The sequence below is a fragment of the Pseudoalteromonas sp. DL-6 genome, from assembly GCF_004328665.1.
Classification (GTDB): domain Bacteria; phylum Pseudomonadota; class Gammaproteobacteria; order Enterobacterales; family Alteromonadaceae; genus Pseudoalteromonas.
The window spans coordinates 760,747-778,105 of sequence record NZ_CP019770.1 but is presented as its reverse complement, the minus strand read 5'-3'; the positions used below and the strand labels follow the sequence as shown (position 1 = coordinate 778,105).

Below are 17,359 nucleotides of genomic sequence, written 5' to 3'. Positions count from 1 at the left end.
ACCATGACACTTGATAGCAGCAAGTATCCATTACTTAATTTGGTGAACGAACCAGCCCACTTGCGAGACTTAGCACAAGATAAGCTTCCTGCATTTAGCCATGAATTGCGTGATTATTTACTCAATTCAGTATCGCAAAGTAGCGGCCATTTAGCGTCTGGTTTAGGAACCGTAGAACTTACCGTTGCATTACATTATGTGTACAACACTCCCGAGGACCGTTTAGTTTGGGATGTGGGTCATCAAGCTTATCCACATAAAATACTGACTGGCCGCCGTGACCAAATGCACACCATTCGCCAAAAAGACGGATTACACCCATTCCCATTCAGAGACGAAAGTGAATACGATACCTTTAGTGTTGGCCATTCAAGTACCTCTATTTCTGCGGCACTGGGTATGTCTATTGCGGCGCAAAAAGAAGGCAAAGGACGTAAAACCGTGGCGGTGATAGGCGATGGCGCAATTACCGCAGGTATGGCTTTTGAAGCGATGAACCACTTAGGTGATGTGAAATCAGATATGCTGATCATTTTAAATGATAACGAAATGTCGATTTCTGAAAACGTCGGCGCGTTAACCAATCATTTCGCACGTATTTTATCAGGCAGCTTTTATACCAACATCCGTGAAGGTAGCAAAAAGCTTCTTTCTGGTGTACCGCCGGTAAAAGAGCTGGCTAGCCGTATGGAAGAGCACATTAAAGGGATGATGATCCCGGGTACTTTTTTTGAAGAGCTAGGTTTAAACTATATTGGTCCAATTGATGGCCATGATGTAAATATGTTGGTAGATACGCTACGCAACATGCGTAACTTAAAAGGCCCACAACTGCTGCATATTAAAACCCAAAAAGGCAAAGGCTATAAACCAGCAGAAGCCGACCCGATTGGTTATCATGGCGTACCAAAATTTGACCCTGCAACATCAAGCCTGCCGAAATCTAAGCCAGGCGCTGCAACTTTTTCAAGTGTATTTGGTGATTGGCTTTGCGATATGGCAGAGCAAGACAGTAAATTGATGGCAATTACCCCTGCGATGCGAGAAGGTTCGGGGATGGTGCGTTTTTCTAAAGAACACCCTGAACAATATTTTGATGTGGCAATTGCTGAGCAGCACGCCGTAACCCTTGCTGCAGGTTTTGCCTGTGAAGGGTTAAAACCCGTTGTGGCTATCTACTCTAGCTTTTTACAACGTGCGTATGATCAACTAATTCACGACGTTGCATTGCAAAACCTACCGGTATTATTTGCTATTGACCGCGCAGGTATTGTCGGAGCCGATGGTGAAACTCACCAAGGCGCCTATGACCTAAGCTTTATGCGCTGTATTCCTAACATGGTTATTATGGCACCTAGCGATACTAACGAATGCCGTCAAATGCTATACACTGGCTATCAAGCCAATTGCCCAGTAGCTGTGCGTTACCCGCGTGGCAGTGCGGGCACAGCAGACATTCAAAGCGCTATGCAACAGCTCGAAATTGGTAAAGCTAATGTAATTAAACAAGGAACTAAAGTGGCTATATTGTCATTTGGTACCTTGCTTGAAAACGCGCAACTGGCCACAGATGAGCTCAATGCGACTTTAGTTAATATGCGATTTATTAAGCCACTTGATACAGGGTTAATTGATGAGCTTGTCGCTAACCACGATATTATTGTAACGCTTGAAGATAATGCAATTTCTGGTGGTGCAGGCTCGGCTGTTAATGAGTATTTAGCTACCCAAAAAGCGGCTGTAAAAATACTTAACTTAGGTATACCGGATGAATTTATTAAACACGGTACACAACAGCAAATGCATGATGAAATGGGGTTAGGTGAGCAAGGCATATTAACTACAATTAAAGCATTTATGAGCTAATACTTATCGTGTTTAATAAAAAAGGAGCCATTGGCTCCTTTTTTATTGCTAACTTATGATCTCTAGCGCATCCACACCTTAATGTCGGCCAAGCCATTACTTTGCAATAAGCCAATCTGCTGTTCAACGTTCGGGTTTTGCTCAAACTCAAATGCATCTAATTGCTCATCAAAGGTAATGTTAGCAACGCCATCGCCACCGCGTTTTTTAACTTGATGCAATGCGATATCAGCTAAATTAATCGATGTTTCCCAGCTAATAACTTGACCACCTAACAGGGGGAGCGGGTAGAAAGACCAACCCACTGATGAGGTAATACTCGTTGTTTCGCCGTTCGGAAGCTGGAAGTTATAATCGGCAATGGCTTGGCATAACTCTGACACATAGCTGTCGATTAAATTACACTTAAAGTCACGCAATAACAGTAAAAACTCATCACCACTCCAACGTGCAACATAATCAGAACCTTGAGTACGCGAGTTAAGTAACGCCGCTACTTGTTGTAAACAACTATCTCCAGCAATAGGACCATAAGCATCATTAATACGGCTAAAGTTATCTAAATTAATAATTAATAACACCAAAGATTTACCCTGAGCCTGCAATGACTGCGAATTACGCTGAAAATGCTCAATATCTTTTGGTAGTTGATCAAACAAGAAACGACGACTTCTCAGCCCAGTTAGCTCATCAGAGTGACTAACAAGTTTAAGCTGAGAATTTACTTGGTTTAATTTATCATTCGCTTGACGAAGCTCTAGGGTTCGCTCAGTAATAAGCCCTTCGAGTACTTGTTGCTTACGTCGCTCTTGAACTTTAAATACCCAAAACACTAAATAAAACAGCAACACAAAACCACTGGTGATCAGTAACCTAAAGTAGATAGTTTCACCAAATCGCTCTGGAACAACAAACGCATATTCGGCTGATTGCGCTTTTCCCCAATCCTCACCTTGGCGTTTAGTTTCTAATTCAAACAAAAACATACCGGCGGGTAAATTTGTATAAATTGCTTCTCGACGGGTATTTGCATAGCGCCAATCGTTATCAAGCCCATTAAGTTTATATCTAAACTCAATACTTGCCGGCGCGTAATAATCAATCGCAGTATAGGTAAGTGTTACATCACGCTCGTCGGTTTTAAGTACTGGCTTTTTACCTAACGCAGCCGCAGCAAGCTTTCGTGATGGCGTGGTTAAAGTTTCTATGGTTGGCTTTAATGAGCGTAATCCAAATAATTCTACGTCTTTAGGGATTTCAACCACCCCTTGTAAGCTGGGGTACCAAATAGAGTTATCCATATCAACCACCGCATCATGGCCTAGACCATTACAACATTGGCTGGCTTTACCATCGAGCTGACGGTCAAATGAAGAGATCACTTCTTCTACTTTTAGGCTTTCGATATTGGCTTTAAATTGCTCAACAGGCATGCGGTAAACCCCTTTCATGGTGCTTACCCAAATTCGCTTTGAGGTGTCATCGTATTCTAAGCTGAATATAGAACCATATGGCAACCCATTGGCGGCGTCTAGTTGCTGCCATTGCCCTTGTCCACTGCGATAAAACAAACCATCATTCAACGAACCAATTAAAATGCCTACCCCTTTTATATGTAAAATGCTGGTCACATACGCACTTTCTAAGGTGGTTTGGTCGCCAATTTTTTCTATCCCGCGTTCAGTAAAGTAATACGCGCCTTTACTGGTGCCAATAACCCCAAAATTTGGTTTATCTAAAACATAGGTTACAAACTTACTGCCTAAAAAAGCATTGTACGCAAAAGGGTTTAAACCATTGTAATTTAAACGGTATAACCCTCGTCCGGTGCCTACCCAAAAACCACCTTTAGTTGAAGTGCTAATTGCAAAAACTGGGTTATCGCTCAATGCACGAGCAGGGAAACTATATAAGGTATTCGACTCGTAAAAAAACAAGCCCCTGCCAGTAGCAACATAAAGGCGATCGCCATCAAATTGCAGGTCATGTACCGAGGCATTTCCATACTTGGCACTATTAATAACATTAATAAAAGTTTTATCGGCATCAAAATAGCCAACGCCACTTTTATTGGCAATCCATAACTTACCATCAGGTGATTTACTAATTGCCATTACCGCTTCGGTCATTTTAGAAATGGCAGAATGGCGCTCTATTCGCCCTTCGTGAGCAAGCCATAGCCCTTCACTAAAACTCGCTAACCATATGTTATTTTCATCATCTCTAAATATATCGGCAAACCAAATACTCTGATCTAACTGGCTGGGTTCAACCCACTGCCAATCATTAGATTTAGCCCTGAACAATAAACGTCCATAGGTTGATACCCACAAGCCGCCATTACCGTCGCTCATAAATTTATACACAGCTGAGTTATTAGCATTGGGCAGTGGAAACGGACGTAGCTCGTCATCTAAATCTAAAAAATAAGCCCCTAACTCAGAAGCTAGGTACAAATTACCATTTAAAAACGATAGATCGTGAACAATGGTTTGTGCTAAACGATCAGGCAAAGCCACTTTAGCGGTGAGTTCTAGGCGTAATTTAGAAAAATCAGACGAGCTTTGCGTTAAGCGTAATAAATTACGGTCGTTAACCAGCCAAATCCCCTCAGGTGAAAGCGCCATTTTACTGACCGACCCCACTATTTGGGTGATAGCAGTAGCGTTTACAATAGGACTAGGGTTATTTAGTTGGTCGCGCAGTTCTATTTGGCCTCTGTCTATATAATAGAGCCCATTAGCTGCTATCCAAATACTGCCTTGAGAGTCTTCAAGAATGTCTCTAACAGGGCCTTTAATATTAAACTCTTGTGCGGTTAGCTTCTCAGGATCGATAACCACAAGGCCATTTTTCGTGCCTATCCACAACAAGCCTTCACCATCAATCAGTAATTTATTAATGCCATTGCTGGGTAAAAATAAGCTATTTTGGGTATTATAATTGGTGAAGGTATTGCCATCAAAACGGCTTAATCCAAATTGAGTGCCAAGCCACATATAGCCTTGGTTATCTTGCACCACACTTTTGAGGGATTGTGAGGGTAAGCCGTCTTTGATATTCCATTGTTTAACTACGTAATCAGTAATTGAAGCCGTACTTGGCATGGCACATAGCATAAGTACACAAACCAATAAAAATCGCATCATAGTGCTGCCACCTAGTTAAACAAATAATAAATTAAAAGGGTAGTAAACCTACTTTTATCAATGCTTGCAAACAAATAAGCGAAAAAATACCTGCAAGCACATCATCGGCCATAATACCAAACCCACCATGGGCACGTTTATCGAGTATACGAATCGGCCCAGGCTTTGCTATATCAAAAAAGCGAAACAGTAAAAAGCCCACTAATAATGTTTGCCAGTTAAGTGCTGCGCCTATCATAGTAATATAGTAACCAGCAACTTCGTCCCAAACAATTGCGGGATGATCATGTACTTGAAGGTCATCGGCTGTTTTTCCACATGCCCAAATACCAAAGATACTTATGACTACTGCAAATACAATTTGTAACCATAGCGGAAAATGCATGGTAATAAAAATAAACGGTAATGCTGCCAATGTGCCAAATGTACCAGGTGCTTTTGGTGCAAGCCCAGTACCAAAACCCAAACCAAAAAATTGATGTGGGCGTTTTAAATTAAATAATCGGTTTTTATTCAAACCTGCTCCTTGGAAAAGTGCTCAAAACCTTTATGTTCAAAAGCAAACTTCTCACCTTGGTGTAATAACTCTATATTGCCGTCACCACTTTTTATTTGCCCGATACAGCTTGCCTCTACACCGTATTGGCGCAGCTTAATATCTAGCATACTCTTGTTACTATCAGCAACGGTATACAGTAACTCGTAATCATCGCCATAGTTAAGAACAAAAGGAAGTCGCTGCTCAAAATCAAGACTCGCTTGCATGGCATCTGAGGTGGGGACATTTTCAATATTAATGGTGGCACTAACTTGTGATAAATTTAGCACATGCCCTAAGTCGGCTAGTAACCCATCGGAAATATCAATGGCCGACGATGCCAAGCCTCGTAACGCTTGCCCAGCAGCTACACGTGGCGTGGGGAAATTTAAACGTTTATTAATATCTTTTAAGTGTTCAGGTGCAATCGATAAGCCTTGTTTTTTCGATTCAATCGCCAACCCAGCATCACCAAGCGGACCGGTTACAAAAATCCAATCACCCACTTTTGCACCACTTCTACGTAATGCTGTGCCTTCAGGAACTGTACCTTTTGCACAAATAGTAATACTAAGTGGACCTTGAGTGGTATCACCACCAATGATCTGAACGTTAAAGTACTCAGCAATTTCATGCATGCCATCAGTCAGCTCAGCAATCCATTGTGGATCGATACTAGGTAAGGTAAGTGCAACCGACACCCAAGTAGGCTCTGCGCCCATGGCAGCTAAATCACTTAAATTAACAGCAAGAGCTCGATGCCCTAATGCGCGAGGGGAGATATCATGAAAAAAATGCACCCCAGCAACTAAGGTATCTGTGGTTACAGCAAGCTGACAGTTCGCTGGAACTGTGACAAGCGCACAGTCATCTCCAATCCCTAAATTAACATCGCGACGAGTAATGCCACGACCTTTAAAGTAACGATTAATTAATTCAAATTCCTTCATACACAAAAAAGCCGGCCTATGCCGGCTCTCCTTTTTAACGGTTATTTATAACAACTCATCTGATAATAAAAATCAGCTAAAGTTGTTATTACTTGCGTAACTGTTTTACAGCTTTATCAAGTACACCGTTTACAAATTTATGGCTATCTTCAGCGCCAAACATTTTAGCTAATTCAATACTTTCATTGATAGCCACTTTGTAAGGAACGTCTTCACGAAATTTAAGCTCGTAGCTGCTTAAACGTAAGATTGCACGTTCAACTTCGTCTAATTCATCAAATGGACGAGTTAAATGAGGCGATACAGCTTCGTCTAGTTGCTTGTGGTTTACTGCAACTCCACGCGCTAAATCTTTAAAATATTCAACATCAATTTTAGTCACATCGTTTTCGATCAACATTTGTTGTTCGATATCGGCAATTGCATTGCCGCTTAATTGCCATGAATACACGGCCTGAAGTGCTAAGATACGTGCTTTACGTCTTGCTGCTGGTTTCACAAAAATTCCTTAAACTTAAATTTTATCTAACACATTAACCATTTCAAGCGCACCTAAAGCAGCTTCGCCGCCTTTGTTACCCATTTTGGTACCTGCGCGCTCAATTGCTTGCTCAATGCTTTCAGTGGTTAATACGCCAAATGCAACTGGGATATCATACTCAAGTGATACTTGTGCAAGCCCTTTATTTGACTCGCCAGCGACGAGATCAAAGTGAGGCGTGCCCCCTCTGATCACTACACCTAAGGCGATAATTGCATCATATTCTTTTTTTGCTGCAACGCGTTTCGCTGCTAAAGGTAATTCAACCGCACCTGGTACGTAAATTACGGTAATATCATCTTCTGATACCCCACCAGTACGTTTTAGCTCATCAACAGCACCTGCAAGCAAGCTACTACCAATAAAGTCATTAAAACGAGAAATGACAATGGCAAACTTTTTGCCTGGAGCGTATTTATTACCTTCAATAATTTTCATTTGATAACCCTAAAAATAAGTTTAAGCGATTTCGGTTGCGCAAAAATTGATGCGCATTATACCACATAAATAAAATAATAACCTAGCGTGTAATTATTGTGGTTCTACGTAGTCAACCACTTCTAAATGGAACCCTGATAATGCATGGTATTTTTTAGGTAAACTCATCAAGCGCATTTTTTGAATACCTAAATCAGCCAAAATTTGCGAGCCTACACCTACGGTGCGCGAAGTACCTTGAAATTTACGTGGCGTCACATTTTCACCCGCATCAGCTGCGGCAAACGCTTTTACTGTGGCTTCTAACTCTTCAGTGCTTTCTTGCTTACCTAAAATAACTAAGGCGCCATTATGCTCAGCTATATACGCCATTGCTTGCGATAATCCCCAACTACGATCAGCATTACGATCAGAGAGTAAAATATCGTTAAAGGTACTTTGTAAGTGCACTCGCACTAACGTTGGTTCTTGTTGTTTTATTTCACCTTTAAGCAATGCATAGTGCAGCTGCCCGTCAATGGTGTCTTTGTAAGTTACTAAGTCAAATTCGCCATGCTCAGTTGGCAATTTACATTTTGCAACTTGCTCAATAGTGGTTTCATTTAAGTTACGGTATTCGATTAAATCAGCAATGGTGCCAATTTTAATATCATGTTGCTTAGCAAATACTTCTAAATCAGGGCGGCGCGCCATGGTGCCATCTTCATTCAGAATTTCTACAATCACTGATGACGGCTCAAGTCCCGCTAAACGCGCTAAATCACAGCCAGCTTCAGTGTGCCCTGCGCGCGTTAATACGCCGCCAGGTTGCGCCATAATAGGGAAAATATGCCCAGGCTGTACAATATCACTTGGCACAGCGCCTTTAGCAATGGCAGCTTGAACAGTGCGAGCACGATCCGCTGCAGAAATCCCCGTCGTAACCCCTTTTGATGCTTCAATAGACATAGTAAAGTTGGTCGAGAATGCAGCACCGTTATTTTTAACCATCAGCGGTAAATCAAGTTGCGAGCAACGCTCTTGGGTCATGGTTAAACAAATTAACCCACGGCCATGAGTCGCCATAAAGTTAATTGCTTCTGCACTTATGTGCTCAGCAGCAATAATTAAATCACCTTCATTTTCTCTGTCTTCATCGTCCATTAAAATAACCATTTTACCGGCTTTAATGTCATCTATTATTTCTTGTGCGCTGTTTAAATTCATAAGTTGCTCGTATAAGTTGTCAATATCGTTATTTTATAAAGCCCGCTTTAGCGAGTAAGCTCATCGAAATATCTGAACCAGTAGGATGCTCAGCTCCCTTTACAAGGCGCTCTAAATAACGTGCTATTTGGTCGACCTCTAGATTCACTTTGGTACCGACTTGAAAATCGGCTATGGTCGTTTGCCCGCTGGTGTGTGGCACAATCGTTAGTTTAAATTTATTACCTTCAACCGCATTGACCGTTAGGCTAATACCATCAATACACACCGACCCTTTATAAGGAATGTATTTCATTAAATTTTCGTCGGTGGCTAACCAATATTCAGTTGCTCGCGCATTGGTATTTATTGCTGTGATTGTGGCAATACCATCAACATGACCAGACACTAAATGCCCTCCGAGGCGCGATACAGGTTGCATCGCCTTTTCTAAGTTAACTGTTTGCCCTAATGCGTAATGTGCAAACCCCGTTAAGCTAATCGTTTCATTTGATAAGTCAGCACTAAAGCCATCTATATGCTTATCAACAACAGTGAGGCATACACCGTTGGTTGCAATACTGTCACCTAACTTAACATCACTCATATCAAGGTTTTTACTTTGGATACGAATAGCTAAATCACCTTGTTTTTTTTGTAATAACGCAATTTTACCTGTCGCTTCAACTATTCCAGTAAACATAGTGCTACTCTTTATATAAAATGATTAATGAGCTTTTTTGTGTGCTGTGATACGTAAATCATCACCAATTGGCACACACTCATTAAAAGTTAAATTAATGGTATTTTGCATACTCATTAACTCAGGGAAATTCAGTAAACTTTTTGCATCGCTACCCATTAACTTAGGGGCAATGTAAAAAACAAACTCATCAATTAAATCAAGTTCAGCCATTTTTCCGGCCAATGTGGCACCCGCTTCTAACCACACATTATTAAACTGTAATTGCGCTAGCTTTTGCAGCGCTGCTTGTAAGTCTACTTTATTGTTCTTTTCGGGGACTTCGATCTGTTTAACAAAATGAGGCCACTGATGCGATTTATCAACCCGAGTGGTGAATATTATCACCTCACTTTGAATTGAAAATAAGGCAAGTTCAGGCGTGAGTCTATTTTGGGAATCAATAATAACGCGAACAGGTTGGCGCAGTGGTAAATTGGTCGGTAAAGAAACCGGAAGTTCTTCTGGGCGTACATTTAGTTTTGCATCATCGATTATGACTGTATCGGCACCGGTTAAAATTGCACAGCTCTGAGCACGATATAGTTGTACATCTTGGCGCGCAGCGGGCCCTGTTATCCATTTACTTTGGCCGTTTTTAAGCGCCGTTTTACCATCAATACTGGCGGCCATTTTGCAGGTTACAAAGGGTACCCCCTGCTCCATACGTTTAAAAAAACCAAGGTTTAATGCGCGAGCTTGCTCTTCAAGTAATCCGTGAGCGACTTCAATTCCTGCATCTGCTAAAATTTTCAGGCCTTTGCCTGCAACTTGCGGGTTGCTGTCAACCATAGCAGCAACCACTTTTTTTACACCCGCGGCCTTTAGCCCTTCAGCGCAAGGCGGTGTGCGACCATAGTGACTGCAAGGCTCTAGGGTTACATAAGCGGTTGCACCTTTAGCATTCTCACCGGCCTCAGCCAAAGCATTAACTTCAGCATGACCTTGCCCTGCTAATTGATGAAACCCTTCACCTATTACTTTATTATTCTTTACTAGTACGCAGCCTACATTAGGATTAGGAGTGGTGGTAAAGCGCCCTTTTTTTGCCAGCTCAATGGCACGTGCCATATAACGTTTATCATCCTCTGAAAACGAGCTTTGCATGGTCATTACTACTCTCCTAAGCGGGCTATTTCTTCACCAAACTCACGTATATCTTCAAACGAGCGATATACTGAGGCAAACCTTACATAAGCTACTTTATCTAACTTTTTCAGCGCTTCCATAATGCACTCACCCACTAAATGGCTAGACACTTCACGTTCGCCGGTGGCTCGTAGCTGAGATTTAATTATATTAACGACTTCATCAACTTGTTCGGTACTTACGGGACGTTTTTCAAGAGCGCGGGTTAAGCCATTTAGTAACTTATCTTCATTGAACGGTTCACGACTGCCATCTTGCTTAATAACTCGCGGCATCACTAATTCAGCCCCTTCAAAGGTGGTAAATCGTTCGTGGCACTCATTACATTCACGGCGTCTACGTACTTGGTGTCCCCCGCCGACAAGGCGAGAATCAATAACTTTAGTATCTTTGGCGGTGCAAAAAGGGCAATGCATAACTGTGTGTTTCCGTTTTAAAAACAAAAAATGGCCGCTGTAATAGCGGCCATTATCATAACAAAAATGTGTGCAGTTGTGATCTAAATTACTATTTTACTCTTGGATTAAGCGTAAACAGGTAATTTTGCACAAATTGCTTTCACTTTTTCTTTTACTTGCGCTTGTACTGACTCATCTTCGATGTTGTCTAGTACGTCACAGATCCAGCCCGCTAACTCTTTTGATTCAGCTTCTTTAAAGCCACGACGAGTGATTGCTGGTGAACCAATACGCAGACCAGAGGTAACAAATGGTGAACGTGGATCGTTCGGTACTGAGTTTTTGTTAACCGTGATATTCGCGTTACCTAGGGCAGCATCTGCATCTTTACCTGTGATATCTTTGTCGATTAAATCAAGTAAGAATAAGTGGTTGTCAGTTTTACCCGATACTACTTTGTAGCCGCGCTCTTGTAATACCGCAACCATTGCTTGTGCATTTTTAACAACTTGTGCTTGGTATGTTTTAAACTCAGGTTGAAGTGCTTCTTTAAATGCAACCGCTTTAGCAGCAATAACATGACATAAAGGACCACCTTGGCCACCTGGGAAAACAGCGCTGTTTAGCTTTTTGTAAATTTCTTCATCGCCACACGCAGAAATGATTAAACCACCGCGAGGGCCGGCTAATGTTTTATGTGTTGTGGTTGTTACAACGTGAGCAAATGGCACAGGGCTTGGGTAGACACCCGCAGCAATTAAACCTGCAACGTGCGCCATATCAACAAATAAGTATGCACCTACTTTGTCTGCAATTTCACGGAACTTAGCCCAATCAACAATACCTGAGTATGCAGAAAAACCCGCAATGATCATTTTTGGCTTGTGCTCAAATGCTAACGCTTCAACTTGTGCGTAATCAATTTCGCCAGTTTCTTCGTTAAGGCCATACTGAATTGCGTTGTATGTTTTACCTGAAAAGTTTACGTGTGAGCCATGTGTTAAGTGACCACCGTGCGCTAGGCTCATGCCTAAAACGGTATCAAGTGGGCTTAATAGTGCTTGGAAAACAGCGGCATTCGCTTGTGAACCGGCATGTGGTTGCACGTTTGCGTAATCTGTACCAAATAATTCATTTGCGCGGTCAATCGCTAACTGCTCAACCACATCAACGTGCTCACAGCCACCGTAGTAACGTTTGCCCGGGTAGCCTTCAGCATATTTGTTAGTAAGTTGAGAACCCTGCGCTTCTAGTACGCGTGGGCTACAGTAGTTTTCAGATGCAATTAACTCAATGTGCTCTTCCTGACGTGATGTTTCTTTGCTCATCGCGTCAAATAACTCTGGATCAAAGTCCGAAATATTCATGCTACGTTCTAACATTGGGGTCTCCTGGGCAACGTGTATGGGTATTTTTTAGAGGCTTTATTGTACGCTTAAAACGACGTTTTGCCTACGCTCTTAAGTTGAGGATATTTAAACAGGGATTGAGACTATTTCACAGCATTTTGATGATGATATTTTTTTATAAACTAATAACAATTTTAAATGAATTTTATTTACTACATTTATATAGCTTATGCGTTATGTCTTAAGCGATGCATAAACAGACAAAAAAAGCGGCCTAAGCCGCTTTTATTATCTGCCTTTTTTAGGCAAGCTTTTTAAACAATTCTGTACGCAAAACATCATAATCGTTGTGCATATCAGTGGCTAAACACGGTTTTGCTAATGCATCAGCTAACGGCTTTGGCATATCTAATTCAACATTAAGGATATCCTCAACGCTGTCTTTAAATTTGGCCGGATGCGCAGTCGCTAAAAAAATCCCCACAGCATCTGTTGCCTTATTTTCTACAAGACCTTGGTAAGCAATTGCGGTGTGAGGCTCTGCAATATAGCCAAGCTGTTGAATTTTTTTCATCACTGTTTGTGTTTGCTGCTCATCAACACTCACCGAATAAAAGTTATCATAACTAAACCAGTTATTATCTAACATTGATTGCACACGTGGCCAGTTATTAGGTTTACTCACATCCATTGCATTTGAAAGCGATTCAATTGTCGCATTAGGCGTCCAATTTTTATCAAGCATAAAGCGCGGTACTGTGTCGTTTTGGTTCGTAGTCGCGCTTAGTTTACCTACAGGCATACCAATAACCGCGCCAATCATAGCCGCACACACATTACCAAAGTTACCACTCGGTACTGAAATATGCGCTGTAGCACGCTTTTCTTTTGGCAGCTGTGCAATGGCTTCAAAGTAATAACACACCTGCGCAACTAAACGGCTAATGTTGATTGAATTTGCAGAGTTTAAACCTAACTTCGATTTTAGCTCTTCATCTAAAAATGATTTTTTAACCAATTCTTGGCAATCATCAAAACTACCCTCAATCGCATAACAGTGAATGTTGTCACCAAGCGTTGTAAATAACTTTTGCTGCGCTAATGAAATTTTACCTTTAGGGTATAAAATAACGACATCAATATTTGGTTTTTTATAAAAAGCATGTGCGACTGCAGCCCCGGTGTCACCCGATGTTGCAGTTAAAATAGTGACTTTTTCGCCTTGATTAAATTGCGCTAAGCACTCGGCCATAAAACGGCCACCAAAATCTTTAAATGCCAGTGTTGGGCCATGGAATAACTCTAAGCAATAGGTATTGTCTTCAACTTCCACCAGCTTAACCGGAAAGTTAAACGCATTCTTAACCATCTGGGCAACAGTATCACTTGGTAGCTCGTCACCAATAAGGTGCGATAAAATTTTGCCGCTGCGAGTAACAAAGTCCATATCTAGTAATGCATCAACATCACTTAATGGCGCTAACGACTCTGGAAAAAACACACCTTGATTACGCCCTAGTCCTGTTTTTACAGCTTCAACAAACGACACTTTTTGTGAATATTCTTTTAAATTATGTAATTGCATGACTCTTTATCCTATAAAACATTTAATTGACGCGTGCCGTCGTTATCTAATTTACAAATATGGCAAAAGCCTTGTTCGTTGATGTAATTTTCCTCTAGCCACTGCGCGCATTGCTCTGCCGCTTCAAGCGTTTTACATACACTAAACAAGGTCGGCCCTGCGCCTGAAATACTCACAACTTCAGCACCCAGTGCTGGTAAGCTTGCTTTGGCATCACTAAAGCCGCTTATAAGTGGCGCACGGTATGGCTCTGCTATTTCGTCTTTCATAATGCTTAATGCATCATCAAAACGCCCTGTTAACAGTAAGCTACTAAACGCCGATAAACGCTGAGCAAACTCAACCCCGGCATGCATACTTAGCTCTTTTGGTAAAACAGAGCGCGCTTTTGCGGTATTGAGCGAAAAGCCTGGAAATGCGGCAACGTAATACCAGTTTTCATCGACAGGTAACGCTATTGATTTATTTGGAATTAAGTCGCCCGTTAATTGTAAGCCACCAAGGTAACAAGGAGTGATATTGTCATAATGACGTCCACCGCTTACCAAGCCCTCAAAATCGGCCATTAGCTCAATGAGCTCAACTTGACTTAAATTGGTTTGAGCAAACTTATCCAGCGCTACAAATGCTGCCACAACAGAGCAAGCACTTGAGCCCAACCCAGAACCTATAGGCAGATTTTTTTTCAATTCTAATTTTACGGCTGGCATATTCGGCGCTACATGTTTACGAAAATGCACTAAACATTGATACGCTAAGTTTTCCTTCGCATCGCTTGGGAGCTTATGGGCGTATTCGCCACTACAAATAAACTCATCACTAGGCGCTTCACAAATAGTAACCACATCCCCCAGCAAGCTGCCATCAATTGGGGCTAATGCCGCACCGAGGGAGTCAAAACCAACCGTAAAGTTACCAATGGAGGCTGGCGCATAAACTTCAATCATAACCGCCTCCTAGCGTGATAGTGTTTTGAGAATATCAGCAAATACACCCGCAGCCGTTACTGCGGAGCCTGCACCATAACCACGGATAACAAACGGACGTGGTTGGTAGTATTGGCTTAAAATAGCCAGCGCATTTTCACCATCACGAATAACACTCAATGCATGTGATGAATCGACCGCTTCAATACCTACTTTACAGTGACCATTTTTAATTGTGCCTACATAGCGAAGTACTTTACCTTCACTCGCTGCACTTTGAATACGGTCGTTAAAGCCAGCATCCAGGCTTGGTAGTTTTGCCATAAATTGCTCAACGTTGTCACCTTGGGCGAAGCCTTGTGGTAATACCGACTCCACTTCTATGTCGCTAAGCTCTAATTGCATGCCTGACTCGCGGGCAATGATAAGTAGTTTACGTGCTACGTCTGTTCCCGATAAGTCATCACGAGGGTCGGGTTCAGTAAAGCCACTTTCTTTCGCTTTAATCGTTGCTTCAGAGAGTGATAAACCATCTTCAAGGGCACCAAACATGTACGAAAGCGAACCAGATAAAATACCACTAAACTCAAGTAATTCATCGCCGGCACCAAAGAGTGATTGTAAGTTATCAATTACAGGTAAACCCGCACCTACATTGGTTTCGTATAAAAACTTACGGTTATTTTTATGTGTAGCTGCTATTAAATCTTGGTAATACGTATATGAACTTGTCGTGGCTTTTTTATTAGCAGCCACAACATGGAACCCAGCATTTAAAAAGTCGACGTATTGGGCAGCCAAGGCATCTGATGAAGTACAATCAACTAGCACAGGGTTAACCAGGTGATTTTGCTTAACAAACTGTTCAACTAATTTTAAATCGAATGCTTGCTCTGATTGCGCTAACTTTTGCTGCCAATCATCAAACGCAATGCCTTCACCATCAAGGTGTAATTGGCGAGAGTTAGCCACACCATATAGATTTAATTTAATATTACGCTTTTCAAGCCATGCTTGTTGACGCTCAAGTTGGTTAATTAGCTCTTGACCTACTAAGCCACAGCCCAATAAAAACACATCAATTGAAGGAACATGAGTGAAAAAGTTTTCATGACAAATTTTAACCGCGTCATTACATAACTCACCGTCAATAACAGCAGAAATTGCGCTTTCAGTTGAGTCTTGCGCTATGGCAACAATGTTTACTTGTGCTTGAGCTAGCGATGCAAAAAACTTAGCCGCTAAGCCTTTGTGAGCGCGCATGTTATCGCCCACTAGCGTTACTATTGCTAAATTACGTTGCACATTTACAGGCTCAATGAGCCCAGCTTTTGACTCTAAGTCAAAGGCTACTTGCAACGCACTTAACGCTAGATTTAAATCGCTTTCATGCACACAAAAGCTAATGCTAAATTCACATGATGATTGAGTGATCAGTACGATTGACACGTTATCATGCGCTAATGCATTAAATACTTTCGATGCCATGCCCACCTTGCCCTTCATACCAGGGCCCGAAACGGTCAGCATAGCTAAGTTTTGTAGGCTTGAGAGTGCTTTTACTGGTTCATCAGATACCGTATCGTTACTAATTAGTGAGCCTTGTGCATCTGGGTTATGAGTGTTTTTAATTTCGCATGGCACTCCAGCTTTTGCACACGGTAGGATAGTTTTAGGGTGCAACACTTTAGCGCCAAAGTAAGAAAGCTCCATTGCCTCTTTGTAAGATAGAAAATCAACCTTAGTGGCTTTTTTGATATAACGCGGATCGGCACTGTATACCCCATCAACGTCAGTCCATATTTGGCACACTTGCGCCTCTAAACACGCTGCAGCAATTGCTGCTGAATAATCAGAGCCATTTCGACCAAGCGTTGTGAGCTCACCTTTATCATTACTTGCAGTAAATCCAGGCATAATATAAACCGTCGCAGGCGACTCTTTTAGTACCGCTTGAAAACGGGCTTTACTGGCGACTAAATCGGCTTCAGCGTCTATGTGTCCACCCGTTGAAACAATACAGTCTGTTGCTTGTAAATAATGCGCGTTATGATCGGCTAATAGGCTTTGCATTAGCGATACGCTAACACGCTCACCAAAGCTAATAATAAAAGCCCTGATTTTATCTGGGCAACACTTAATTAGTGCAACCCCATCAAGCTTATTTTTCAATTCGTCAAAGTCAGGCCAATTTTTAACTGCTCCTTGCTTTTCTTCTACTGCCGTTTTTAAGGCATTGCAGCGGGTAACAAGTGCATCCCATAACAGATTGAAATCCTGCCCCTGCTCTGCGGCACTAGCCAACGCAACAAGCGAATCTGTCATACCGCCAGGCGCTGAAAGCACCAGTAACATTTCATCTTTTAATTGTGCCTTAGCTAGAACAGCGACTTGCTCTAAGCAGGCAAAGTCAGCGAGCGATGAGCCGCCAAATTTTAAAACGCGCATTTTTTATGTTTCCTCATTCCATAAAACGAAAAAAGGCCTGTGTTCTAAGTGAACACAGGCCTTTAAATTTGTTGCACCGACCTATGCCACTATCC

General features: G+C 41.9%; 14 protein-coding genes. 1 reads left to right on the top strand and 13 read right to left on the bottom strand.

The genetic code is table 11. The annotated features are described in order from the left end of the window. The first annotated feature begins 3 nt into the window (after positions 1-3). Positions 4-1,866 carry a 1-deoxy-D-xylulose-5-phosphate synthase gene (gene dxs / locus B1F84_RS03585; protein ID WP_131690595.1) on the top strand — a complete coding sequence of 621 codons (1,863 nt, stop codon included), beginning with the start codon at positions 4-6 and terminating at the stop codon, positions 1,864-1,866. Between the two features lie 62 nt (positions 1,867-1,928). On the opposite strand, the gene B1F84_RS03580 is transcribed toward dxs, so the two are convergent. The 13 genes from B1F84_RS03580 to thrA form a co-directional block, all read right to left on the bottom strand. Then, positions 1,929-5,015 (bottom strand): ligand-binding sensor domain-containing diguanylate cyclase, encoded by a 3,087-nt coding sequence (locus tag B1F84_RS03580; RefSeq protein WP_076919345.1) that lies wholly within the window; start codon positions 5,013-5,015, stop codon positions 1,929-1,931. Between the two features lie 31 nt (positions 5,016-5,046). After that, positions 5,047-5,532, bottom strand: a complete 486-nt coding sequence (locus tag B1F84_RS03575) for a phosphatidylglycerophosphatase A (protein WP_008110211.1) — start codon at positions 5,530-5,532, stop codon at positions 5,047-5,049. Beyond that, the gene (gene thiL, locus B1F84_RS03570; RefSeq protein WP_010390938.1) at positions 5,529-6,503 is read right to left on the bottom strand and encodes a thiamine-phosphate kinase; all 975 of its coding nucleotides are present in this window, start codon (positions 6,501-6,503) and stop codon (positions 5,529-5,531) included. Before thiL ends, B1F84_RS03575 begins: the two co-directional genes overlap by 4 nt. A gap of 88 nt (positions 6,504-6,591) precedes the next feature. After that, complete coding sequence (gene nusB, locus B1F84_RS03565; RefSeq protein ID WP_010390936.1) at positions 6,592-7,002, bottom strand: transcription antitermination factor NusB; 411 nt, start codon at positions 7,000-7,002, stop codon at positions 6,592-6,594. 15 nt (positions 7,003-7,017) lie between these two features. Beyond that, complete coding sequence (gene ribE, locus B1F84_RS03560) at positions 7,018-7,482, bottom strand: 6,7-dimethyl-8-ribityllumazine synthase (RefSeq protein ID WP_008110216.1); 465 nt, start codon at positions 7,480-7,482, stop codon at positions 7,018-7,020. Positions 7,483-7,575: 93 nt separating this feature from the next. After that, on the bottom strand, positions 7,576-8,688 hold the full coding sequence (gene ribBA, locus B1F84_RS03555; protein WP_013464232.1) for a bifunctional 3,4-dihydroxy-2-butanone-4-phosphate synthase/GTP cyclohydrolase II: 1,113 nt from the start codon (positions 8,686-8,688) through the stop codon (positions 7,576-7,578). Between the two features lie 28 nt (positions 8,689-8,716). Beyond that, positions 8,717-9,370: a riboflavin synthase gene (locus tag B1F84_RS03550; protein ID WP_010390931.1), complete on the bottom strand. Its 654-nt coding sequence runs from the start codon at positions 9,368-9,370 to the stop codon at positions 8,717-8,719. Positions 9,371-9,394: 24 nt separating this feature from the next. Continuing rightward, positions 9,395-10,522 (bottom strand): bifunctional diaminohydroxyphosphoribosylaminopyrimidine deaminase/5-amino-6-(5-phosphoribosylamino)uracil reductase RibD, encoded by a 1,128-nt coding sequence (gene ribD, locus B1F84_RS03545; protein ID WP_131690594.1) that lies wholly within the window; start codon positions 10,520-10,522, stop codon positions 9,395-9,397. Between the two features lie 2 nt (positions 10,523-10,524). Next, positions 10,525-10,974, bottom strand: a complete 450-nt coding sequence (gene nrdR, locus B1F84_RS03540) for a transcriptional regulator NrdR (protein WP_010390928.1) — start codon at positions 10,972-10,974, stop codon at positions 10,525-10,527. Between the two features lie 107 nt (positions 10,975-11,081). Beyond that, a complete protein-coding gene (gene glyA, locus B1F84_RS03535; RefSeq protein WP_131690593.1) occupies positions 11,082-12,338 on the bottom strand; it encodes a serine hydroxymethyltransferase in 1,257 nt (418 codons plus the stop codon). Between the two features lie 268 nt (positions 12,339-12,606). Next, positions 12,607-13,890: a threonine synthase gene (gene thrC / locus B1F84_RS03530; RefSeq protein ID WP_131690592.1), complete on the bottom strand. Its 1,284-nt coding sequence runs from the start codon at positions 13,888-13,890 to the stop codon at positions 12,607-12,609. A gap of 11 nt (positions 13,891-13,901) precedes the next feature. Then, on the bottom strand, positions 13,902-14,837 hold the full coding sequence (gene thrB, locus B1F84_RS03525) for a homoserine kinase (RefSeq protein WP_131690591.1): 936 nt from the start codon (positions 14,835-14,837) through the stop codon (positions 13,902-13,904). 9 nt (positions 14,838-14,846) lie between these two features. Then, a complete protein-coding gene (gene thrA, locus B1F84_RS03520) occupies positions 14,847-17,264 on the bottom strand; it encodes a bifunctional aspartate kinase/homoserine dehydrogenase I (RefSeq protein ID WP_131690590.1) in 2,418 nt (805 codons plus the stop codon). Positions 17,265-17,359 lie beyond the last annotated feature (95 nt).